At 53.6% G+C, this 22,439-nt stretch carries 19 protein-coding genes and 2 tRNA genes; 8 read left to right on the top strand and 13 right to left on the bottom strand.

The window, feature by feature from the left end; translation table 11 throughout:
- Positions 1-36 precede the first annotated feature (36 nt).
- Positions 37-1,224, bottom strand: a complete 1,188-nt coding sequence (locus CKL79_RS06160; protein WP_121968714.1) for an imelysin family protein — start codon at positions 1,222-1,224, stop codon at positions 37-39.
- A 534-nt stretch (positions 1,225-1,758) separates the two neighbouring features.
- Here CKL79_RS06160 and CKL79_RS06165 point away from each other — a divergent pair.
- Positions 1,759-1,832 (top strand) — tRNA-Asp (locus CKL79_RS06165).
- 12 nt (positions 1,833-1,844) lie between these two features.
- Here the strand turns inward: CKL79_RS06165 and glgA are convergent.
- The 3 genes from glgA to hemC all read right to left on the bottom strand — a co-directional run bounded on the left by glgA (position 1,845) and on the right by hemC (position 4,820).
- Complete coding sequence (gene glgA, locus CKL79_RS06170; protein ID WP_121968715.1) at positions 1,845-3,266, bottom strand: glycogen synthase GlgA; 1,422 nt, start codon at positions 3,264-3,266, stop codon at positions 1,845-1,847.
- Positions 3,267-3,345: 79 nt separating this feature from the next.
- Positions 3,346-3,771: an HPF/RaiA family ribosome-associated protein gene (locus CKL79_RS06175; protein ID WP_121968716.1), complete on the bottom strand. Its 426-nt coding sequence runs from the start codon at positions 3,769-3,771 to the stop codon at positions 3,346-3,348.
- Positions 3,772-3,860: 89 nt separating this feature from the next.
- Positions 3,861-4,820 carry a hydroxymethylbilane synthase gene (gene hemC, locus CKL79_RS06180; RefSeq protein WP_121968717.1) on the bottom strand — a complete coding sequence of 320 codons (960 nt, stop codon included), beginning with the start codon at positions 4,818-4,820 and terminating at the stop codon, positions 3,861-3,863.
- Between the two features lie 292 nt (positions 4,821-5,112).
- On the opposite strand from hemC, the gene CKL79_RS06185 reads away from it, so the two are divergent.
- The gene (locus tag CKL79_RS06185; protein ID WP_121968718.1) at positions 5,113-6,387 is read left to right on the top strand and encodes a hypothetical protein; all 1,275 of its coding nucleotides are present in this window, start codon (positions 5,113-5,115) and stop codon (positions 6,385-6,387) included.
- A gap of 29 nt (positions 6,388-6,416) precedes the next feature.
- On the opposite strand, the gene CKL79_RS06190 is transcribed toward CKL79_RS06185, so the two are convergent.
- The 4 genes from CKL79_RS06190 to CKL79_RS06205 form a co-directional block, all read right to left on the bottom strand.
- On the bottom strand, positions 6,417-7,010 hold the full coding sequence (locus tag CKL79_RS06190) for a hypothetical protein (RefSeq protein ID WP_141242163.1): 594 nt from the start codon (positions 7,008-7,010) through the stop codon (positions 6,417-6,419).
- A 133-nt stretch (positions 7,011-7,143) separates the two neighbouring features.
- Positions 7,144-8,769 carry a CHAT domain-containing protein gene (locus CKL79_RS06195; protein ID WP_121968720.1) on the bottom strand — a complete coding sequence of 542 codons (1,626 nt, stop codon included), beginning with the start codon at positions 8,767-8,769 and terminating at the stop codon, positions 7,144-7,146.
- Positions 8,769-11,264 (bottom strand): protein phosphatase 2C domain-containing protein, encoded by a 2,496-nt coding sequence (locus tag CKL79_RS06200; protein ID WP_141242164.1) that lies wholly within the window; start codon positions 11,262-11,264, stop codon positions 8,769-8,771. Before CKL79_RS06200 ends, CKL79_RS06195 begins: the two co-directional genes overlap by 1 nt.
- Positions 11,265-11,365: 101 nt before the next feature.
- Positions 11,366-11,734 carry an NAD(P)H-quinone oxidoreductase subunit M gene (locus CKL79_RS06205; RefSeq protein WP_121968722.1) on the bottom strand — a complete coding sequence of 123 codons (369 nt, stop codon included), beginning with the start codon at positions 11,732-11,734 and terminating at the stop codon, positions 11,366-11,368.
- A gap of 324 nt (positions 11,735-12,058) precedes the next feature.
- On the opposite strand from CKL79_RS06205, the gene CKL79_RS06210 reads away from it, so the two are divergent.
- Positions 12,059-12,730 (top strand): histidine phosphatase family protein, encoded by a 672-nt coding sequence (locus CKL79_RS06210; RefSeq protein WP_121968723.1) that lies wholly within the window; start codon positions 12,059-12,061, stop codon positions 12,728-12,730.
- Between the two features lie 289 nt (positions 12,731-13,019).
- Positions 13,020-13,997 carry a hypothetical protein gene (locus CKL79_RS06215; protein ID WP_121968724.1) on the top strand — a complete coding sequence of 326 codons (978 nt, stop codon included), beginning with the start codon at positions 13,020-13,022 and terminating at the stop codon, positions 13,995-13,997.
- 18 nt (positions 13,998-14,015) lie between these two features.
- On the opposite strand, the gene CKL79_RS06220 is transcribed toward CKL79_RS06215, so the two are convergent.
- The gene (locus CKL79_RS06220) at positions 14,016-15,734 is read right to left on the bottom strand and encodes a DUF87 domain-containing protein (RefSeq protein WP_240518704.1); all 1,719 of its coding nucleotides are present in this window, start codon (positions 15,732-15,734) and stop codon (positions 14,016-14,018) included.
- Between the two features lie 39 nt (positions 15,735-15,773).
- Between CKL79_RS06220 and CKL79_RS23115 the strand changes: the two genes are divergently transcribed.
- Positions 15,774-15,917 (top strand): hypothetical protein, encoded by a 144-nt coding sequence (locus CKL79_RS23115; protein ID WP_170943987.1) that lies wholly within the window; start codon positions 15,774-15,776, stop codon positions 15,915-15,917.
- Between the two features lie 134 nt (positions 15,918-16,051).
- Entirely contained in the window at positions 16,052-16,657 is a 606-nt protein-coding gene (locus CKL79_RS06225) for an SRPBCC family protein (RefSeq protein WP_240518705.1), read from the top strand.
- A 179-nt stretch (positions 16,658-16,836) separates the two neighbouring features.
- Here the strand turns inward: CKL79_RS06225 and CKL79_RS06230 are convergent.
- Both CKL79_RS06230 and CKL79_RS06235 read right to left on the bottom strand, forming a co-directional pair.
- A tRNA-Glu gene (locus CKL79_RS06230) sits at positions 16,837-16,909 on the bottom strand.
- 113 nt (positions 16,910-17,022) lie between these two features.
- Positions 17,023-17,301: an Npun_R1517 family heterocyst differentiation transcriptional regulator gene (locus CKL79_RS06235; protein WP_121968726.1), complete on the bottom strand. Its 279-nt coding sequence runs from the start codon at positions 17,299-17,301 to the stop codon at positions 17,023-17,025.
- 922 nt (positions 17,302-18,223) lie between these two features.
- On the opposite strand from CKL79_RS06235, the gene CKL79_RS06245 reads away from it, so the two are divergent.
- Entirely contained in the window at positions 18,224-18,811 is a 588-nt protein-coding gene (locus CKL79_RS06245; protein ID WP_121968728.1) for a CPBP family intramembrane glutamic endopeptidase, read from the top strand.
- Positions 18,812-18,868: 57 nt separating this feature from the next.
- Here the strand turns inward: CKL79_RS06245 and dusA are convergent, their stop codons facing one another.
- The gene (dusA, locus tag CKL79_RS06250) at positions 18,869-19,891 is read right to left on the bottom strand and encodes a tRNA dihydrouridine(20/20a) synthase DusA (RefSeq protein ID WP_121968729.1); all 1,023 of its coding nucleotides are present in this window, start codon (positions 19,889-19,891) and stop codon (positions 18,869-18,871) included.
- 15 nt (positions 19,892-19,906) lie between these two features.
- Positions 19,907-21,712: an NFACT RNA binding domain-containing protein gene (locus CKL79_RS06255; RefSeq protein ID WP_121968730.1), complete on the bottom strand. Its 1,806-nt coding sequence runs from the start codon at positions 21,710-21,712 to the stop codon at positions 19,907-19,909.
- A 417-nt stretch (positions 21,713-22,129) separates the two neighbouring features.
- On the opposite strand from CKL79_RS06255, the gene CKL79_RS06260 reads away from it, so the two are divergent.
- Positions 22,130-22,423 (top strand): DUF370 domain-containing protein, encoded by a 294-nt coding sequence (locus tag CKL79_RS06260; RefSeq protein ID WP_121968802.1) that lies wholly within the window; start codon positions 22,130-22,132, stop codon positions 22,421-22,423.
- The last annotated feature ends 16 nt before the right edge of the window (positions 22,424-22,439 follow it).

A 22,439-nucleotide genomic window follows, 5' to 3' on the forward strand; every position in this document is an offset into this window, starting at 1 on the left:
ACGCTCAGCAAGAAGTGGGTGTCAGTAAACGAATGCTTAAATCAGAGGAACCACTTCGGTTTCGAGGGTGCTTTTGACTTCGAGAATGGCGGCGATCGCCTGCTCAATCTCATCGGCTGCCGCCTCATCGGTCAGAGACTTTTCCAATGGTGTGGGCACCGCATTTAACGCGCTGTTGGCAGCAGCGAACTGATCGGTCACTTTTTTATCTAGCGCGGGGTCACGCGCTGCGACATAGGTACTGATACTGGCGTCAGTTTTTGTGCCCGCTTCAGGAAACTGACCGAAATAACCATTTTCAGCACTCTGTAAGTTGCTCTTCAGATCGTTGATAGTCTGGGCGCTAAAGCGGCTCTCTAACCCTTCGGTATCCTGCGCTGTAAAGGGCGCAGCCAGCTTTTCTTCACCCACTTCAGTCAGGCTGTCAATGATGCCTGAGACCAGCTCCTGACCGGCAGCAGCAATGGTTGGGTAGACCGCATTATCGGCGCTGCCCGCACTGGCAAAAACCGTTTCGTAAGCAGGCTGACCTTCGATGCCTGCTGTCCAGCTCGCGAGCAGAGCATCAGCCGAGGTATTGAGGTCTTCGCCAAGGGCCGAGAGGTAGGCTTGTTCGCGATCGCTAAAGTCACTCACGGCTTTACTCGCATCTGTCCCAAACAAGATGTACTCAATTGAGTGCATACCACGCTCAGTGTCTTGCAGCTGGGCCACACTCTCTGCCGTAATCGGCTCAGAACCTGCCAAAACTTGCTCAATATCCGTCTGATTGACCGGCCAAGAATCCATCGCTCCGTCAAACCCGAGCGACCCGGCAGGGCCAAAGGCAAAGGTCTCTGTCTGTTCCCAAGAAATTCGAGTTGCCGTCCATGCCTGGCGTGCAGCAGCCAGACTCGCTTCGGTTGGGCTGGCGACAAAAGCCTCAATCGCCTGATTAAGGGCTGCTGTACGCAAGGCAAACTGCTCGTATTGGGGAATGACCACCTTGCTAGTAAATTCTGAAATGACAGCGTCGTCATCAAACGTGTTAGCCCACTGCAAACTTTCGTTAGCGGCTGCGCCTGGGCCACCTTCCCCGCCTTCTCCGCCCTCAACTTCTGTCATCGGCGCATCACCCCCTGCCGCTTCGCCGCTGCCCTCAGGCGTCGTCGTGCAGGCAGTCAACATAGATGCCGCCAAACCTAGAGATAGGAATAATTCTGCTGCTTTTAAATTTCTAGACATGTCTCTTAAGAGGAATGATTGTAAAAACAATTCTATAGGTAATGACACTCGCTATCAATAGATAAAACAAAGAGCTTGAAAACAGTTCCCAATATCACTTGGCAAAGCCTAAGCTCCACGCTGACAGCAGCGCGTAGGATACTTTGATAGATAGGGCTTCAGGTGGCCGGGTTCCTTGGAACCGATCTTTCACAGAAACAGCCCAAGCCTTTAATGGGATTCACTAAGGAATAGATTCGGGTAAATAGACGATAAGATTTCTAGCTAGTGGGCGATCGCTCCAAATAAGCAGTCACCCGTTTCAGCCGCTGATCGTCAGTCGGGCACTACCAGACCGAAAATATAGCAAAGTGTGGATGCATTCGCGCTTTGCGGAGAACTGTACCTGTTGCTATATAAGGCTTGCAGCCAGCGATGCTGCATGAGGCAAAGCGCCGAAAGCTATATTCTTCAAAAAAAGGTTTGACAAAGCGCCACCAGATCCGCACAATAGAGATCGCCTTGTTGAGAGAGCTTCACCGCTCTCGATAATAGGGGCCCGTAGTTCAATTGGTTAGAGCACCGCCCTGTCACGGCGGAAGTTGCGAGTTCGAATCTCGTCGGGCCCGTTCTCCATTTTCTTAAATCTCGACCGTGCCGCCGTACTTTACCGGTATCTGGTCATCTGCTGGCAGGCCCATCACCTCGCTGTACAGCTTGATGTATTCCACTGCCGACTGCTCCCAGCTAAAGCTGGTATTCATTGCCCGCCTTTGCAGCGCTTCCCACTGCGGCTTAAAGCGGTAGGCTTCTGAAGCTCGCACCATTGAGGTAAACAGGTCTAGCGGCTCGTAGCGGTCAAAGCAGTAACCCGTACCTGCCTCGTTGATTGGGTCGTTGTGAGTAACGGTGTCTACTAGGCCCCCCGTGCGCCGTACAATCGGGACACAGCCGTAGCGCATGGCGATCATCTGGCTAATGCCGCAGGGCTCAAACCGGGAAGGCATCAAAAAGGCGTCACAACCTGCATAGATTTTGTGGGCTAAGCCATCGCTATACATGATGTAGGCAGCGGCGCGGCCTGGGTAGCGAGCGGTCAGTTCCCAGAGCTGGTTTTCGTAGTAGCGATCGCCCGATCCTAAAACGACAAACTGCGCGTCCGAATAGGCCAAATAGCGATCCATCGTCTGCAAAATCAGCTCAATGCCTTTTTGCTCCACCAAGCGCCCCACTAAGCCAATCAAAAAGCCCTCCGGGTTTTGATCAAGCCCCATTTCTTTTTGAATAACTGCTTTGTTTTTAGCCCGCTTGTCCAGCGTTTCAGCCGTATAGCTGTGCTCAATTTTGGGATCAGTCGCCGGATTAAACGACTCTAGATCAATGCCATTGACAATGCCGCTGAGCTTGCCACTAATAAAAGACAGCAATCCCTCTAGGCTTTCCCCATACTCCGGCGTTCTGATCTGCTCGGCATAGGTTGGCGATACCGTATTCACCCGGTCGGCATACTGCACCGCCGCCGCCATCGTGTTGTGCCCTTGCATAAACCAGGGGCACCAAGTAATCCGCTCTAGTTTCGAGCGCCACGGCCCCTGATAGGCCAAATTATGAATGGTAAATACTGTGCCGATATCAGATGTTTCATGCATCCATACCGGAATCATCCCTGTATGCCAGTCATGACAGTGAATAATGTTCGGCTTCCAGTGATTCCAGGCGAATTCAGCCGCGCCATTGGCAAAGAAGGTAAAGCGCCACTCTTCGTCGTCGCTGCCATAGACCTGCTCAGGATCAAAACAGGGGTGCCCAAACAGATATAAAGGCACATCAGTTTTGGGCAGCTTGGTTTCGTAGACCGCAAAGTCATTAAACATCGCCCGGCCCCGCCAGACTGGCTCAAGCGGAATCTCTACCTTGCCAGCCAGCGAGCCATAATAGGGCATAAATACGCGCACATCGTGGCCCATCTGCCTCAAGATCTTGGGTAGGGTTCCAACCACATCACCCATACCGCCAACTTTAGCCAGCGGCGCAGCTTCAGCAGCCACAAATAGAATTCGCATATTACGACCTGAGTGAACATCCCAACCTTATTAGATTCAAGTCTATAGCGATTTGGGATCACGTTGGCTGAGAGCGACATTAACCAGCAGTCGTATCGGCAGGAGGCGCTGGGACTTCTCCGGCTGGCAAATCATCTAGGACGATCTCGCGATTGCCAGGAATGTGCGTTGTCATGTGGTTGTGCTGCTGGTCGCTCAGCTCTCGGAGCTGTCTAAAAGCGAGATCGAAAACGTCTCGGATGACGGCTTCTAACGGTGGATACTGCTTGCCCTGCTCTGGATGTTTGTCCACAACAACCTCGCGGTTCTCAGGCACCGTAATGTCTATACGAACCCGGTAGAAAGAGCCGCTACCGGGACGAGCGTTCACCTTTTCTATGGCGATTCGGCAGCTACTAATTTGATCGTAGGCAAGTTCTAGCTTTTCTATTTTTTCGGCGATCAGGCTCTCTAGAGCATCCGTTTTATTGACGCCTCGGTAGGTGACGATAGGAGAAATTCTCATAAGCGTGGTGAGTCATCTTTAAGTTGATATCCCTTTATCTTTAGCAAGCGATCGCCCCAAAAACATCTAGCCTAAGACCCCTAAACGCCCTACGCTCGATTCTCAGCATTAATCACATCCAAAATTTCCTGAGCCCCCTGGTCGCGCAAACGATTCGCCAGCTTACTCCCCATGCTCTCAGCATCAGTCGGCGAACCCGTCACCGTATCTTTAATGAGCTGCTGACCATCTAAGCTCGCCACAATGCCCGTCAGCGTCAGCGTATCGTTCTCAATCGTAGTGTTTACGCCAATCGGCACTTGACAGCCGCCTTCTAGCCCACGTAAAAAGGCTCTTTCGGCATAGCAGCGTTGAGCGGTAGGCTCGTGCTCTAGTACTTTGAGCAAGGAAAGAATATCATCGTCGCCAGATCGACACTCTATGCCTAGTGCGCCTTGGCCTACGGCGTGTAAGGAGATGCTGGGAGGGAGGATTTGGTGAATGCGATCGCTCATCCCCAGCCGATTCAAGCCCGCCGCCGCCAAAATAATTGCATCGTACTCACCCTCATCTAACTTACGCAGGCGAGTATTCACATTGCCCCGAATATCCTTGAACTTAAAGTGCGGGAAATGATGGCGTAACTGAGCCAAACGCCGTAGAGAAGACGTCCCAATCACTGCGCCTTCAGGCAATGTATCGATCTGCTTATCCTTGTGCTTTTCATGCACTACCATCGCATCAGCCGGATCTTCTCGCTGGGTCACGCAGCCCAAACGCAAGCCTTCGGGCAGGTTCGTCGGCAAGTCCTTGAGCGAATGCACGGCAAAGTCAATGTCGCCGCTGAGCATATCGTCTTCTAGCTCTTGGGTAAAAAGGCCCTTATCCCCAATTTTAGAAAGGGCCACGTCGAGGATTTTGTCGCCCTGAGTTTCCATCGTGGAAACTTCGAAATTAATATCAGGGAAATGGCGACTCAACTCCGCCTGCACCCAGTGAGTTTGCACTAGGGCTAGCTGACTTTTGCGAGAACCAATCCGGATAGTACGAGTGGCAACGTTAGAAGACATACGAGGGCGGGCATTTGCTATGGTGGTCTGGCTGAAAACGGGCGATCAAAACAGCGCAAGATCACAAGCGTACCGCAATTAGAGCAGGCTTTGAAGCCGCTGAACCCTGGCCCTGTTCCCATACGCCCTGCCTCGCTTGCGCTGACCCCCTACCAGTCAATCAACAGCCCGCGCTGTCGCCCTTCTTTTGCTGCCCGCCGCGCACTCTATAAATCATAAAGTTCTGCAAACAACTGTGTACTTCCCTTTATATAAAGCCTGTAAAGCATTTGTCTTGAGCGCGCTGTCGAGTATGGCGTTTACGTTGGTGCTGGTAGGAGATCTTTCGGGCGATTCTCAGGCGATCGCTCAGCAAGTCAGCCCCCAGCTCCGGCAAAATTTCCTCTCCGACCCGCTCACTACCAAACCACGCGACCCGCTGCTGCCGATGATTTCGGTGGAAAGGCCGCTGAGCCCGCTAGAGCTAAGCGCCCTCTCAGCAAGTCTGGATCAGCTGAATCAAACAGCGCAAGAACAGCTAGCGGCTGGGCAAACCGACGCTGCTTTTGAACTTTTACTGAGAGAGCTGCGCCTGCGCCGGATCTTTGGACCCGTTGCCGAGTTCAACGCGCTGAGCCAGACCGCCGCCCTCGCGTGGAATCAGCAGCGCCCGGTAGAAGTGCAGCTGCTGACGCTGCGTACTCGGGAAATCTGGGAGACTGTCCAGGCGGCACTGGGCCAGATAGAGATGCCTCGCTCACTCGGAGAAGAATCGCCTGAGGCGCTGGCCGATAATCCTGAGCGCGTTTTGGTGAGTGGAGACGCTAGCTCAGATCGGGCGGTACTGACGGCGATCACCCAAACCTTTACTACCCTGCGAGACATTGACTCTGCGGTTAGCGTCTATGAGACACTCATTGAGCTAACCGTGGCTCAAGGCGAAGACCCAACGGTTCAGCAACAGGCGTTAGCCGAGCTGCATTTAGCGTGGTTTCAATTCGCCGAGGCTGCCGATGTCTATCTAGCGTTGCTGAATCAGGCCAGGGCTGACGGCAATCAGACTGAAGAAGTTGCCTATTTAGAGCGGCTGGCCTATAGCTATCAGCAGGCCGACTCGCTGGCCTATGCGGTTCGGGCACAGACTGATTTGCTGGCTCTTTACCAGACTCAAGGCGAATTGGAAAAATTGCCGAGGTTGCTAGTTGCGATCGCCCAAAACTACCGCGCCCTGAACCTGCCCGATACCGCCATCGAATACTACCGGTCGGCCTACAGTGCCGCTCAGCGGTTTGAGCAGTTCAGCTTTTCTGCCCGCGTCCTGCAAGACTTGGGCGCGCTTTACGAGACGGTTGCGCTCTATGACGAAGCCCTTGGCGCATACAATCTGCTGATTCCGGTAGAGCAGCAGGCTTATAACGATTATGGGGTGATGAATGCCTATGACAAAATTGGCCAGCTTCAGCGTCGCCGGGGTAATCCGTTTGAGGCTCTAAAAGCATTTGAGCAGGGGCTGGCGATCGCCAATCGGCTCGATTTGCGCCAGACTTATTTTGTCGAACAGATTGAGTCTGTCACGCCGTCGCTTTAGTCTAGTCGCTTTAGCCTAGTCGCTTTAGCCTAGTTGCTTTCGTCTATCTGAGAAATTGCATAGCGGGCCGCAGCCAAGCTCAGGCGGGCTTGCTCTAGCGGTGAGAGGGCATCCCAGTCGGCTGAGCGGACTGAGCGGATCGTCGCCTCGACAAATTCTTCATCGCTGCTGCCGCGCATTGCCAGGGCCATTGGCCGGGCCATTACCTGCAGGTCTGATTCGGCGACTTGGGTGAGGCGATCGCGCACACAGGCGAGCATCTGTGCCATCATCGGTTGACCGCTGCAGGCGACCTGCTGTGCGCGATCGCTAATGTGGGCAATCATCGTGGGCGACAGGCGGCTAGCAAACTTCTGCTGTAGCTGCAAAATCAAGCTGTCATCCCATAGCTCATGCAGCTGCTGAGAAAGCCCCTGCCAGCCCTGAGCAGCCTCCGCATCAGAAATCTCTAGCACCTGACCGGCTGCCTCAGCGCGGGCTGCATACTCTGCCGACATCTCTGCCGATAGCCACAGATAGCCGTCTGTCTCTAGCACAGCTTGCAGCAGCTCAGCTTGATCAGCCGACATCTGTGCCGGCCTAGCGCTGTTCGAATCGCCAGAAGATGAGGATTGATTAACCATAGGGGGCTTGCCTGATTTAGCAAAATTGTAAAATCTGACTTGAGAAAACGTGTCAAAGAACGTGACAAAAAGGAGATACAGCCTCAGCGCCAGTCGTTCCGCATCGCTGACAAAATCTCTGCGATCATTCTGATCATTCCACCACCACAAACTCTAGTAGCCGCCCATCTGACTGACTGCCAAACCGAATCTGAGTCCCTGAAGACAGGGTGATTTCTTGGCGGTGTACCTCTCGCCAGCTGCCATCTTTGCAGTAGAAAGTGCCATAGCGAGAATTATCTCGCAGAAAATAGGCGGTCGCTCTGCCGTCGCCAGTCTGCTGCGCGGCTACCCGCCGATGAAAGATTTCAGCGTGACTGCTAGAGACCCAGGGTTCAGAAATTACCAGGTCATTAGCCTCGGGCCGGCGACCGATGCGCATCACGTCGCTATAGATCGGCCAGACATGCTCAGGATGGTCGGAGTCGCGGAGCATGGCCTGCTGACGGCTCGGCAAGAAATTAGTGTGCGCGTTGATTTGCGTAGTCTTATCAGAGAGCAGGAGCGCCCCGTCAAAATCAGGGTGCATGTAGAGGACGGGCAACGTCCAGGCGGGCTGGTTGAAGTGATAGAGGGTGAGCAGGTGCTGCCGGGCGATCGCTACTGCTTCATCTACCGGTTTGCGCTCTGCCAAAGCCTGAGCAAAGACCTGAATAAAGCTAATCGCCTCCTCATCGGCAATCGAGTCGCGCATGGCCACTACGGCAGGCAATCCGTGGTGCAGCAGCACTTCTGCCAGGCTACTGCGAGGGAGCGCTATCTGCTGGCTTTCTTCTGGCTGCGCCCCCCAGCAGGTATTAAACACCGCTAGCTTTACCCGCGTGCGAATTAACACCTGAGACAGCTCAGTCCCACTCAGGCTCGCAGCCGATAAAAACAGCACCCCTCCATCTGGCCCCGGCACCCCATGACCCGAATAAAAAAACACGTTATACCCACCGCTCTCCAGCGCCTGAATTAGCTCTGCGGCACTGGGCTGCAGCAGCATATCTACTTGCCTTTTAGCGGTAGGGCGCAGGTTCAAGTCGCTGCTCTGCTCTAAAATCTGTTTCAGCAGCGTCGCCTCTTGCTCCAGCTGGAGGCGGGCTGTGGTTGGCGCTTGATCTTCGCCAGGGCTATCTTGACCCAATACCAGTAAAATCTTGAGCGATTTATCTAGAGGTGCCGGATCTAGCCGCTCGACGTTGCTGCTGGTCCGGCTGAACAAAATTTTTCGATTCAGCGACAGCGCCCGGCTGCCCGACTGGGGCTGCATAATTTCCCAGGGCAGGGCAATCAGCGCCGGATCGCGAATTTCTAGCCGCAGCCGCAGCGGTAGCTCCTGACCCATCGCAATGCCCTGAGATTGATCTAAAGATCGCTTGACCGGCCCATTAAACAGCCACTGCCAGAGGTTGACGCCCAGGTGCTGCATGTAGCGGCTACTGTAGCTAGTGGGCTGACCACCGGGGTCTAAGTTCCCTGCTATATCGTCAACCTCTTCGAGGACAAACTGAGGAATATAAGCTGAGGGAATATGCGGCACCTGAGGCAGACCCCGCAGCGAAAAAAATGATTGCCAGTTCTGCCATGCCTGAGCTAGCTGGGGACTCCACGGGCAGTCGTAATGGACATGCCCCGCCGGATAAGGCGCTCTGAGTACCCAAATCGCAAAGCGATCGCGCTCCGCTAGCAGACTATCTACCGCCACCCACAGGCACAGAGAATCTCGCTCAGACATCAGCCACCACAACTTCCCTTTTGGGTAGGCTGCAAGTCTTGAATAGTCTCTGAAACCAGCGCCACCTGAGACGCCACTACCCAGCCTTCACTACCCGGCGACAGCACCAGTGGCCGGTCAGTTTGAATCGACTCGGGCGGGTTGAGGGTCGTGCTCCCGCTAGCTGCTGGATTGGGGGTATCGGTCTCAGCGGGCACCTCTGCTAGCGTCTCGCCTGACGGAATGGAACACAGCTTGAGCTGTACCCACTGAGACTGATCATCGGCAGTTTGCCGACCGATCACCCGAACAATTCCACCTGTCGGAATGGTACCTGGGATCACATTGACTGCCGCGCCACCTGCCGCGACGGGGCTGGGATAGAGGGTCAGCGGTGAGAAGCCACCGGACGATAGGCCATTATTGCCACCGTTTGAGCTGGTGATGCCTGGCACATCTGACTGACGAATGCGCGCGTAGGAACCCACCTGGAGGTTAGCCGCTGGCGGCTGAGTCGCTGGGGCTGGGCTAGGCGCTGGGCGCACCTCGCTAGAATTGTCTCCGTCTGGGAGATCAGCCACCGATGGCTGCAGCCGCCAGCTCAGGCCCGGCAAAAGCCAGTAGAGAACACCGCCAACCGCCGCGAGCAGTAAGATGGCCAGGCTAGCAACCTTCCAGCCCGATTGGGCAGCGGTTTTGACTCCGCCTGTTTTGACTCCACCTGTTCTGACAAAGGAGGGTTTGGCTGCTGCCGATTTTTCTGATTTAGCAGTAGCTGCCGTCATTAAGGGGGTTGACGGTGCCGCCTGGCTGGTGGCACCCGGATTAGCTGCGAGCAGACCCGTGTGCCGACGAGTGGTTTGAGCGGTGGGTCTAGCGTCTGCCGCAACGGGACTGGCCAGTTCTCTGGGCACAATTTGATCGGAGTCGCGGGTGACTCGGGCTGTCAGTAAGCCTACGGTGACGTTGTCATGGCCGTTGTATTTGTTAGCCAGGTCAACTAAGTGTTGACCCGCTTCAGCGGTAGGGCTACCGTCCGTGATCAGTGGCAGAATGGCGGACTGCCAGAACTGCTCGACGCGATCGCCATCACTCAACCCATCCGAGCACAGCAAAAACACACAGGTCTGATCGAGCACAAAGCGCTGCACCGTGGGCCGCAATACCTGCGATGAGCCCATTCCTAATGCCTGAATCAGTGAGCCTGAGCCCGGCTGTAGAAGCACTTCACGATAGAGACTGCCGCCTAGCCGTACCTGCCGTGAGGCAACGTCATCGTCGAGCGTTACCTGCTGGCAATTTTGCTGGCTGATGCGGTAGGCCCGGCTGTCGCCCACGTGGGCAATGTACACCTCTGTGCCTCTGACGAGTGCCAGTACCAGGGTGGTGCCCATGCGATCGCGGGCCTGTCGCTGAGCTTGGTCGTTTTGCGCAGAAATTTCGTCATTGGCAGCGCAAATGGCCTCCTCTATTGCCAGCAATAGCTCAGTAGCGCTCATATCGTCTGGCGAGGCCGTTAAGATCGGCTGAAGCTGTGCCTCAATTGTGGCGATCGCCAGCTTAGAAGCCACATCTCCGCCCTGATGACCGCCAATACCATCGCAGACAATCAGCAGCTGCGGCGTTATCCGGGTTTGCTCGCTGGTCAGCGACTGGGTCGAGCCACTTGCCGGATAGCAGGCATCTTCATTGCGTTTGCGCGTCGGCCCCTGATCGGTGTAGACAGCCAGGTCGTAGCTGACCGCCTGATTTTGGCCGCAGAGGGCGATCGCCTGACTTAGCTGGTCAGCTAGCTGCTCGGCGGTGAATAGCTGGCGCTCTAAGCCTTCACACAGCCGCTGCAGAAATGCTCTAATGGCCGGACTAGCAGTCTGGACTAAAGGAAGCCAGCTGTGGCCTAAATTCATCAGCGTCGGTTCGACCGCTGCGCCGCCCGAGGCAGTCGGCGGGGCTAGCTCTAGCAGCCGCAAGACTGAGCCATCTACCCGCAGTAACGATTCATCCAGCAGGGTCGGTGCAACCTGCTCTGCCTGCATAGCATCCCACAGCTGAGCCACCTGCCAGAGCCAGCTCAGCTGCCTCAAAGGGGGCGCTTCAGGCCACTGGGTGACCAGCTTGGGCAGCAGTTCAGGGACGCTAGCGATTTGTCCATCGGTTCTGAAGGGGGTTGCTAGCGCCGCAGATTCCAGCATCAGAACGTCATCGTCATCGGGCGATCGCAGTACCGCATAGGGGCGAGGCACATGCAGCGGATAAGCCGACAGATGCAAATAGGGCAGCAAAAAATCAGGCAGTTCTGGCAGAGATTCCGGGATCAGACCAGGCTGGGTATCTAAAAAAGTGCGATCTTGCTTGAGCAAGTAGCGCTGATTGATCATCGCACCGGGCCTGAGCGTACTTACTAGTTCACCCACGCCCCACAAATAGTGATAGGGCAGCACCGACCGACAACCCTGACAGACATGAGCCCCCTCAGGGTTGGCGGTTTTGCAGCTAGGATTAGGGCAGTTAATCACTGAACTTAATCACTGAACTTAATCATTGAACTTAATCATTGAACTTAACCACTGAACTTAACCACTGAACAACGGGCATCAAAGTCGACAAAACCCAAGGGCTATGACGCAGCGGACGCACTAGCGGCGTCGCCACTCCCTTCGACGACACGAGGCAAGCCCATACTGTAGTTCAGCACGCGGCTTTCCAGGTTGTAGCTAATATCTCCCGACTGTAACAGGGCGCGGACAAAATGCTCTAAATCTGAGCCAATTCGCCGCAAATTATAGTCTGTCAGCGCTTCTGAAGCGTATTCTTCCACTAACTGGTCGAATTCGCGGTTGACCTTCTCAATGGCCTCATCATTCCAAATAAATTCGTTTTCTGGGTCAATGTCCAGCGTCAGTTCGTTTTCGCTGGGCACTAGCTCATTGTTTTCGACAGTTGCCGCATAGATTTGAATATGACGGGTCGTAGACTTTAGCAGCATAGATAATGACTCACAAACAATGCTTCAAAAAAACGCAATCAGAAGCTAGAGAATAGTCTCATTTGGCGATTCATCCAAGTTATTCATTCGAGCGATTTGCTAGCTAGCTAAATAATTTTCTGCTATTCAGCCTGGGCTGGTCGGTCAGTCAAGCTGTGCAAAATATTTAGCTAGCTGTTTCTCGGTACTCAGAGGCGTTTTAAAGCCGTTTGAGTCGTTCGCCCTAACCGCGACTTGATTCACCACACATTGTAAACGGTTAGCCTGTGACTCGGCTGCTAATCTGATGACACTTTATTTGCCCGTAATTGCCGATTTTTCCCATTGACCTATCTAAAACTTTTGCTGGTACGTCACGCCCAATCATTGGGTAATTGCCAGGGGCAACTGGAGGGGCAGTCCTCTACCGCGCTCTCTGCTGAGGGCCACCGGCAGGCCCAGTGCCTCACTCAGGCGCTAATGACCGCTAGTCGCCCGACTTATCTCTATAGCAGCCCGCTATTGCGCGCCATGCAGACGGCTCACTATCTGACTGAGGCTCTGCAGCCGCAAGACGATTTCTTTAAGCTTCAGCCAGATGCCGATTTGCAGGAAATGCACCAGGGCATTTTTCAAGGCCTAACCTGGACAGAGGCTGAGGCTCACTATCCTGGCGTATGCGCTCAGCTTATGGCTACTTTAGCCTGGCAGCCGGTTCCCCAGGCAGAGTCAATAACGGCAGCTCGGTCTAGATCACAGCGGTGGCTTGACCGGGTGCTCAGCAATCACCAGCCGGGCGATGTGATCTGGACCGTTTCTCATGAAGGGCTGATGCAGCAGCTAATCTCGGTGGTGATGGGTTGCGATCGCACCTGGAAGATACCGATTGCTCACACTGCTATCTTCGAATTCTGGCTGGCTGACACCCAATGGCAAAGGCTAACCCACGACCGCTATAACCCAGAGTATTGGCGGCTTCATCGCTTTAACGACTGTACGCACCTGAGCGATCGCTAGCCCCTAGTCACTAGCCACTAGGAGGTCGGCTCCTTTCGCATTACTCGCATTACTTAAGGGCACAGTTCTGCGCCGTCCCACTTTTGCTACACTGCTAAATGGTCTGCCCCAATTGCAGGTATCCTCTATATGCTTAGGTCTATCGGGGCTTAGGTCTATCGGGCATTTGCTGGGCATTCATAAAATAGAGCAAACAGCATCTATAGAGCCAAGTACAGAGACAAGTACCGAATCTGTCTCAATTGATCCCCCGATTGCTGCCGTAGGCCAAACGTGAGGAGCCGCTAACATGACCCAGCCAGCCAGAGATACCTTTGGTCAAGCCCGCCAGGGCAGTGTGGCCGCCATCATTCACATCTTAAATGACCGGCTGATCAGCACAGGCATTCGCACTCGGGCGGTGGTCTCAGATGGCATGCTGCAAATTCTCTGTGAAGCGGCAACCGTTGAGCAGCTAGAGAAGGACCCCTTGATTGAGCAGGTGCGCCATACGCTAGAGACGATTAGCCCGCAGCGGATAAAGAAGGTCAAAATTAACAGTCGCATCGTCAAAGAAGATCAGCTGCTGTGGATTGAAGAAATCAATCGCGACCCGGCTAAGGCGCTGCTGTGGTCTGAGGTGATTGTGCTCAAACGACCGTTTTTTATTGAGCGCTGGATTCGCGATCGCAATCTCAAACCCGCTGGCCCTGTCTTCAAAGACATCCGTGAACCTGAGCCAAGTAAGTTTGCTCTGCCGCTCCGCATTTTCGGAGGGATAGGACTGTTGCTGCTGTTGCTAGCCGCTGGTTGGTTTTTGCACAGGGATCTAGGCGGCGCGAATGCCGACCCTGTTGTCGTCGTACCTGCTAGCCCTGAGAGCAGGGTTGAACCGGCGGGTGCTGATGATTTAGATGACGCCGCTGCCGATACCGTCAGTCAGGCGTCAGATGAGGATGCCTTTAATAATGCTGACCCCTCAGACGCTGACCTCTCAGACGCTGACTCCTCAGATTCAGAGGTCGTTGCTGAGGAGGCTGATAGCCCCGCTCCCGACGCCTTTGCCGAAGCCGTCCGCATCGCTGAGCAGGCTGCTATCGAAGGTCAGCGAGCGACCACTGCTAACGACTGGCTAGATCTGGCTGCTCGCTGGCAACAAGCCTCCGACCTGATGAGCGAGATTCCAGAAAGCAGCGCAGAATACGATATTGCTCAAGACCGCATTCAGACCTACCAAACCAACAGCCAGGCGGCGCTGCGGCAAGCGACCGCTGCCCAAGAACGATAGGTTTACCTCAAGTGGCCATCACTCAATGCTGACACCGCGAAAGGTTTTGGCCTTGACTTTGGCAGCGACTGGAGAGCGATCAATCGTCTGCGATCGCACCCGGTGAGTTTGAAAGTACTTTTGCCATTCAGTCGGCGCGTTGAGCGTCTCGCCGCCATGCTGAGTCAGCCTTTTGCGCACCTGGCACAAAACGGGCGTGTTCACGCAGGCCCCTGAGATAATCACCTGTCCCTTAGTCAGAGCGGGCAGCTCCTTCAGCAAATCCCGCCCCGCTGCCTCTACCCCATACTTCAGGCTTTCCTGATCGACCGGATTGACAATCCGCATCAAAAATTGACTCATGCACTGAGAGAGCACATCTGAGTCAAGCTTGCCGGGTCGCTGCGTGATCAAACCGACCCCAAGCCCAAACTTGCGGCCCTCACTGAGAATAGTGCGCAAAACGGCTTTGCACCGCGAGGGCTCTTTAGCTGGGGCAAAACGATGGGCTTCTTCAATCAGAGTAAAAACCGGATAAGGCAGGTAATTTTCGTCCTCCTCACCGATTTTGTCCTTTTCGGTGTTGATCCGGGCTAGATAGCTCTGTCTCAGTACCGCTGCGCAGATTACCTGCTGCTCATCCTGGCTAATCTCGTTCATTTGCAGCACGGTCACCTGCCCCGGCTCAAATAAATCTTTAGGAGCTAGGTGATGAGTCTGATGGAAATATTGAGAATTAGCTAAGCGCTCCAGTTTCCACTCAATCGCTGGGGCAGAAGACCCTATTTTAGGAGCGCCTTCTTCGTCTTCCGAGGTGTCTGACTCGTAGACTGATGCGATTAAATCATCCATATTCCAGCGATATTCTCCTCCTCGGTTATGTTTTTTAAGCTTTCTAAAAGCTTTGCTGAGGATAGACTGCTGGCGATCACTCATCTCTGGGAGTAGCGTCAGTATATCGTGATAATCTAGCGACGAAATCCGAATGGTGATATCGTCTGGCGTCAAGATTTTCACTACGGGCGCGTAGCCATCGTCACCCCGAAAGTCTGGGTGTCCGCGCAGCTCTGCCAGGGTGCCATACTCCCCATGCGGGTCAAAAATCAGCACCGCCGCCCGGTTGTAAGGCTGCAAAAATTCTTCAATCAGCACCCCGGCGGTATAGCTTTTACCCGACCCGGTGCCCGCCAAAATCGCCATATGCGTACTGACCAGCTCCTTTACATCTAGCGCCACTGGCACCGCGCCGTCTGGCCGCAGCAACAGTGAGCCTACTTGAGCTGATCCCACTTCACCTGGCTGCTTCTTATTCACCACTTGCAGCAGGGTCTGATCGTCGGTGATGCAGACCTTTGCGCCTGGGTCTGGCGTCAGGCGAGGGTTGATAAAGCCTAGCGCTGGGTGAAAATACCCAATCACATCTACCGTTACCTCATAAATTTCTGGGTTGGGGTGAGAAAACCCGATCAGGGCGGCAATCGTCTCGGGGCTGATTTCGGTATCGGCAAAAATGCGGTCGGGCAGATGGTCACTCAGGCGACGGTCAGAGATTTTGCCCAAAATTTGCAGCGCCTTCTCTCCGCCCGGCTCAGCCACCTGATAGTAAACAAATTCGCCAATCTTGACCTGGCGGTTGTTCGCAGTGATAAATACGTACTGATTGCCGTTCTCCCCTGGCCCTTTGACCGTGCCAATGACGCAGGGCTGAGCATTTGCTGAGGCTTTAACCACTTTGACCGTTACCGTTGAGCTACACACATCTCACTGACGTTTATAGCAGTTCCTGCCCGGCTTCGCTTGGCTCACCCATACAAATTTACTATTCGGTCTTTATCCAGTCTCAATCCGATTGGCGCAATTGCTCTGGTGCAGGAGGCTGCTGGTAGTCCTGATCCGGTGCGATCGCGGATGGAAAACAGCTATAGCCCGCCGTTAAAATAAACAGACGAACAAACCTGCTGCTCAAACTTGTAAAAACTGTCTATAGCTATTCGCTTTGATAAGAAAGCTTGCTATTCTAAGCTAAGGTCCTTTTCGCCTCGTACCGCAGACTTTTTGAGATTTTGGACATACCTGTGTACAACTCGCTATCTCCCTACCAAGAGCCCGTTGATCCAGACGCTCAGTTAGCAGCTGAGCTCAAAGAAGCTGCCCGCGTCAATGGCCTTGCTTCCGACGGCAAGGAGATGGATGCGGCCCATATCGAAGTCTCTACCGAGAAGCGTTCGGCTAGAGAGCGGCGCATTTTAGCATCGGTCATCATTCCTCAGCCCGTTGAACAGGTGTGGCAGGTAATTACTGACTATGAGCACCTAGCTGACTTTGTGCCCAATCTAACCGCTAGCAGGCTGCTGCCCAACACAGAGGGGCGCATTCGTCTAGAGCAGATTGGCGCTCAGTGCTTTCTCAAGGTCAAGTTCTGCGCCCGGGTCGTGCTAGAGATGACCGAAAACTTTCCTCACGAGCTGGGCTTCGCCATGAAAGAGGGCGACTTTCAGCACTTTGATGGGGTTTGGCAACTGCGACCGACTGCCGACTCACAGGGCACTCATCTGTCTTACGATTTGTTAGTGAAGCCGCCTCGGGCAATGCCAGTCGCCATTATCGAGCGTCACATTCGCCACAACATCACTGCCAACCTGCTAGCAATTCGGCAGCGCACGTTAGAACTTGCAATCTGACAGGTCTCATTTAAGGTAGGCCGTTCAGGTCGATAAACCGCTTCTAGGCGATCGCCCAGGAGCGGTTTTAGCTGTGCGGTTTTTTAGCTTTAATCAAGCCAGAACCAAAAAAAGTTCCAAGCATCAAAAGACGCTGTGGAACCTTTTACTTGGAGCTTTTTTACTGAAGCTTTTTTACATACCCCCAGGGGAATTCGAATCCCCGTCGCCTCCGTGAAAGGGAGGTGTCCTAGGCCTCTAGACGATGGGGGCGTATGTTTCAGACCTTTATTAAGATACCTGCTATTTGCACATTGTGTCAAACCCGAAATATCGCTTTCGAGCTAGCGCTACCCTGAGGCAACCCAGGGTAGCGAGCAGCCTACCTAAGCCAGACGATGGGAGTTGCGTAGGCGAATGAGCTGACGCCGCATCGCCGGAGAAGCCTGGCCAACATCATGCAGCTGCTGAATGGCGACCTGACTATCCAACGTTTCTAGATATTCATCGCTGCCGTAGGCAAAGGCATCTACAAGGGTCTCTACCAGCTCTTCGCGATTTGCCATGGTTAACTGCTCTTCGATGATACGAAACTTGAGACGCACCTCGCATTCGTAGATGCCAATATCACTATCAGGTAGAATTTGATTCGTTGAACTTTCCATGTCTTAAAGTTGAGTTCCGCAGACTATATGATTCGAAGAATTCGGCAGACTGTAATTCAGCTGTCTGAATGCTTGATTGGCAATATAAAGCTTTCCAAGATCAGACTGTCTGAGTAACTATTGAATTCCCTTGATCTCCGCCGAGATAACACCTTGAGAAGTTGATATGATAGGCTTTCTCATCTCTTCATAGAATCAATACTGCTCGATAGATGGAGAAAAAGGGAGCGTATCAAAATCCGTTTTGCCAACGTTTTTATACTGACTATTTTTAGAGATGTACGGATAGGTTTTCAGCGATCTGGGTTGACTCTAGATAGTAATTTGAAGTCAATAAAAAGGTTGTCTTTCTTTCTCGGTGATTAGCGCAATGTAACGTTTAAGCCAATGATTGTACAGATATTCTCTGATTTATCGGTGGGATTGAATACAGCCTGAATAATCCGGACGCAGACATAGGCAGTAAATTTACTTTCAATCGGGCAATAATACCTGCACCTTGGGGATTGCTTCGTTCAAAGTATTAAGTTGAACCTATGAACACTGTTTGTGAATACGTACATGGAACAGCTTTTTGTGTGAAGCCAAGCTGCAATCTTTCCGAAAATCCACTCAAGCGCTTTTTCTGGCTGACTTCTCTACTTTTCTACTTTAAAATTCTTATGCAGATAGCCAGCCGATGACTGAGGCAGCCTGTACTTTTTCAAAGGCCCCAGGCACGATTTTTGCTGTTCTATGTGGCCTCCAGATAGGTAAGAGCCCCTATCTCAAATATTGGCAACTGACCGCTTTTATAGGTAAATTGATGGTCGCACTGATTGTTTTGCTGTCGTTATCAGCTAGTCGTGGCGTCATCTGATGGCTGGTTTTTCGAATAGAATGATGAGCGTTAGCAGAAATTGCAGAGCGGATGGGGTAATTCTTGCCAAAATATTCTCCTGAGCGGCCACAGATAGAGCCCTTGAGCAGACCTCAACTGCTAGCTGCAATGGCAGCAACCGCGCTGATCTTGCTGCTAATTGCGCGCGTGTGGCTATTTTTTGAGCCGTTCCTTTTCCCGATCGCGCTGAATTGGCAGGATGCGAGCATTGGGGTTGGGTTGGGCTTAGGTATCTCGGCGGTCAGTATGCTGGTTTATCGGCTGTGGCCTGCCTACCGTCAGAGCGCTGATTTCTATCTGTCGTTTGTCTTAGCGCCGCTATTGCCCACCGACTCTATCTGGGTAGGGCTCTTGCCGGGAATGAGTGAAGAGCTTTTGTTTCGCGGCGTTATGCTGCCTGCAATCGGACTAAATGCGACGGGGCTGGTGGTCTCTAGTCTGTGTTTTGGCGTGCTGCATATGTCTAACCGGCAGCAATGGTCATATGCTATCTGGGCAACCCTGGTCGGTTTGATGTTGGGCGGCAGTGCGCTGGTGACGGGTAATCTGCTGGTGCCCATGGTGGCGCATATCGTGACTAATTTTATCTCTAGTTTTTTGTGGCAGATGTATCGGCGGCGGTCGATTTAGTCAGTCGATTTAGCCAGTCGATTTAGCCAGTCGATTTAATCGGCAGCACCACTTTGCTTACAGCGCTACCGGACTAGCGTGATGATCAGCTGTTTGCTGACGTTGCAAAACAACGGCGGCAGCTTCGGTCACTTGGTCGAGCGCTGCAGCAACGACCTCGGCCCCTGCTCCTGTCTGAGAGGCCCGCTCAGTAATGTAGCGCTTCCAGATGCGGCTGCCGGGCCGACCGTGAAAGAGGTGCATCATATGGCGAGTGATGCTGTTGAGCTTGAGCCCCCGGCTGGTCCAGTGGTCGATGTAGGGCAGCATGGCCTGCACAATCTGGTGGCGGGTCGGGGGTACGGTATCGTCGCCAAAAAATTCTCGGTCAGCATGAGCAAATAAGTAGGGATTGTCATAGGCGGCGCGACCCACCATCACAGCGTCTACGGAAGATAGCTGCGTTTTGACCTGCTCAAGGGTTTTAAAGCCACCATTGATTTCGATCTGTAGATGGGGAAAATCTTGCTTGAGGCGGTGAACATCGCTGTAGCGCAGTGGCGGTACGGTGCGGTTGTCTTTGGGGCTGAGCCCTTGCAGCCAGGCTTTGCGCGCGTGAACGCTAAAGCGCTGACACCCAGTTGCCGAGACCACGCTGACAAAATGGGCCATGTCTTCGTAGCGGTCAAGGTCGTCAATGCCGATGCGGTGCTTGACGCTGACGGGCAGTGGCGTAGCGGCCCTCATGGCGGCGATGCAGTCGGCGACGCGCTCGGGTTGGGCCATCAGGCAAGCGCCAAAGTTGCCGGTCTGGACGCGATCGCTTGGACAGCCCACATTTAAGTTAATCTCGCTGTAGCCAAACTCTGAGGCGACCCGGGCGCAGTGAGCTAGCATCTGTGGGTCGTCACCACCGACCTGGAGCACCAGCGGGTTTTCATCAGCGGTGAAGCCCAACAGTTTCTCTGGGTCGCCGTGGCGGATGGCCATGCTGGTGACCATTTCTGTATAGAGCAGCGTGCGCCGCGTGATCTGCCGCATGAAATAGCGATAGTGGCGGTCGGTGCGATCCATCATGGGCGCGATACTCAGCGGCAGCATCGTTGTTTTCTCCTGCTAAAGGCGGTCGGACGAACTATTAGTTGAGCTATCTACAGCGTCTATGAAAGCGAGTGCCCGCTGCGGCTGGCCCCATAGCACTCGCTCATGCTTGTAAATCACCATACCGGGCAGGGCTCCTTTGGGCTTATATACATTTTTGGGCTCGGTGTAGACAACGGGTACTTGATCAGACTGCCGCGCCCGGCTGTAATAGGCTGCCAGACTAGCGGCCAACTGCAAGGTCTCGTCGCCTGGCACGGTGCCCGCATCGAGCCGCAGGAGTACATGGCTACCTGGAATCTCTTGGGCATGCAGCCAAAGGTCATAATCGCTGGCCTGCTTAAAGGTGAGCTGTTCGTTTTGATGGTTGTTACGGCCAATCAGCAGCTCGAAGCCTTGGGGCGTGGTGTAGCGGCGAAATCCGGATAGGTCTTGCTCCTGGCTACGGCCAGATTTGCCAGCGCGGTTGCCTGACTGATAGCCGGTGGCGTCTCGCAGGTAGGTCTGGGCGATCAGCTCGGTGCGAACTTCTTCGAGCGATCGCAAATCAGCCTCCGTCCTATAGGCGGGCACCTGCAGTAGACTATCTTCGACCTGTTCTAGATAGTGAATTTCGGCTTTGACCGCTGTCAGTAGGGGCATAACGGCGGCGCGCGATCGCTTCAGCTTTTGGTGCCGCTTGTAGAGTCCCTGCGCATTCTGTACGGCGTTTTTTTCAGGATTGAGCGTGAGTTTTACCGGTTCACCGGTTTCAAAGTCTGCCAGCTCAATTTGCGTCATACCTGGCTGCCACTGATGCAGATGGGCCATGAGTAAGTCAGCCTGTTGGCGGTACTGCTCAGCTTGGTCAGACTGCTGCAAGCGCTGGGCGAAGGTATCGGCCTTACGACGCAGCTTAGCTAGCAGCGTTTTGAGCCGCTGACTGAGCTGGTGATGGAGGCGGCGAAACTCCTCCTGGTTAAACTGATGCTGGTAATACTCATCCAGCAGAGTTTGCACGCTAGCGGCTGGTTTCGCGATGCCAATACCCAGAACGGTATAGCCTCCCGCCGTTTGATCTAGCCAACCTGGGGTGAAGCTTTCTGTTGCCAAGCAGTGCAGCCAACTGCGCCAGCTTTCAAACAGCCTGTGCCAGTCGGCATCGGTCAAATCGCTAGTGGTCACGTCAGCCGGTAGCTCGGCAGCTAGTATGAGCTGACTGGCCACGGATGAACTCACGCCGCTGTAGGCTTTGACCACCATTTTTTTCAGCTTGCCAGGAATCAACGCGATGCGATCGCGCCAATCTGCAATCCCTTCATCCAGTGCTGGCAGCTTTCCTCGAATAGCGGGCGGCGGCGCGTAAGGCTGTCCCGTTTGGATCGGGCGCACGCTTGACTGCTGCTCGCTTACCTGATGAGCCGCAGTGACAATTTGGCCAGCTGCGGTCGTCAAAATCACATTGCTGTATTTGCCCATGACTTCTACATAGAGATGCCAGAGTGCCGGTTCATCGGGGCGGCGGGCAAACTGTAAGTCAAGCACTCTCTCCCAGGGCGATAGGGGAACTATGCCGGTCAGGGCCAGGCCGCCGAGCTGATGCTTAAGCTGCTGGGAAAAGGTAAACGTGTCGGGTTGCTTGGGCGGGGGCGCAGCCATATGCATCCGCGCTGCCTGCGGGTGCCAGGAAACCGCTAGCCAGCCCCGCTCTTCAAGCGTGCGCAGGGCAATAAATAGGGTGTAGCGATCGCGCTGGTAGACCTGTTCACAGCGGGCCGGTAGCCAGTGCGATCGCAAATCGGCACTCACTGCCATCAAAGTCGTAAAATCGACCGGTTGCACAGAAAACCTCTCGAAGCAAAACTATTTGGAACTCAAGCTAAAACAAGAAAAGTTAGGTTAGAGTAACTAACGGATAAAAATTAGAAATTCCTGCAGGAAATTATCTAGCTCAGGGTATGAATTATCACTTCTTTAGACTGAAAATGACATCTGTTTAAAACATCACACAACTGTTCTTTTTTCGCTAACATTAGAAAGCCTAACCATTGACTTAGTTTGGTACGTTATATTCCTACCGCTAGTCAATTTTTAAAGGGCCAATTTGAATCACTCTGCTTTTGATTTGCTGTACTCGAAGCGTGCAAGTTTAAAAGATAGGGCTCAAAGAACACTGACAGATCTTTCCTTGCCAGTTTTTCCTTGAGAGAGACTGTTAAACAAGTCCTCTTAGACTTACCTTACTTTAACTGTAGTTCAATAGACATGAAGCTTATTAATATCGGATTTGGAAACATCGTTTCTGCAAACCGAGTCGTTGCCATTGTGAGTCCTGAGTCTGCCCCGATCAAGCGCATCATTTCGGAAGCGCGCGATCGCGGCCAGCTAGTTGATGCCACCTATGGTCGGCGGACTCGGGCCGTGATGATTACCGACTCAGGACATGTCGTGCTCTCGGCCATTCAGCCAGAAACGGTTGCCCATCGCTTTGTCGTTCAAAAAGATGGCGCAAGCAAAGACGTTGCCGTCAAAGATCCTATCAACGGCCATTAAACGACGATTAGAGATA

Source organism: Leptolyngbya sp. BC1307 (genome assembly GCF_002286735.1).
GTDB lineage: Bacteria > Cyanobacteriota > Cyanobacteriia > Phormidesmidales > Phormidesmidaceae > Phormidesmis.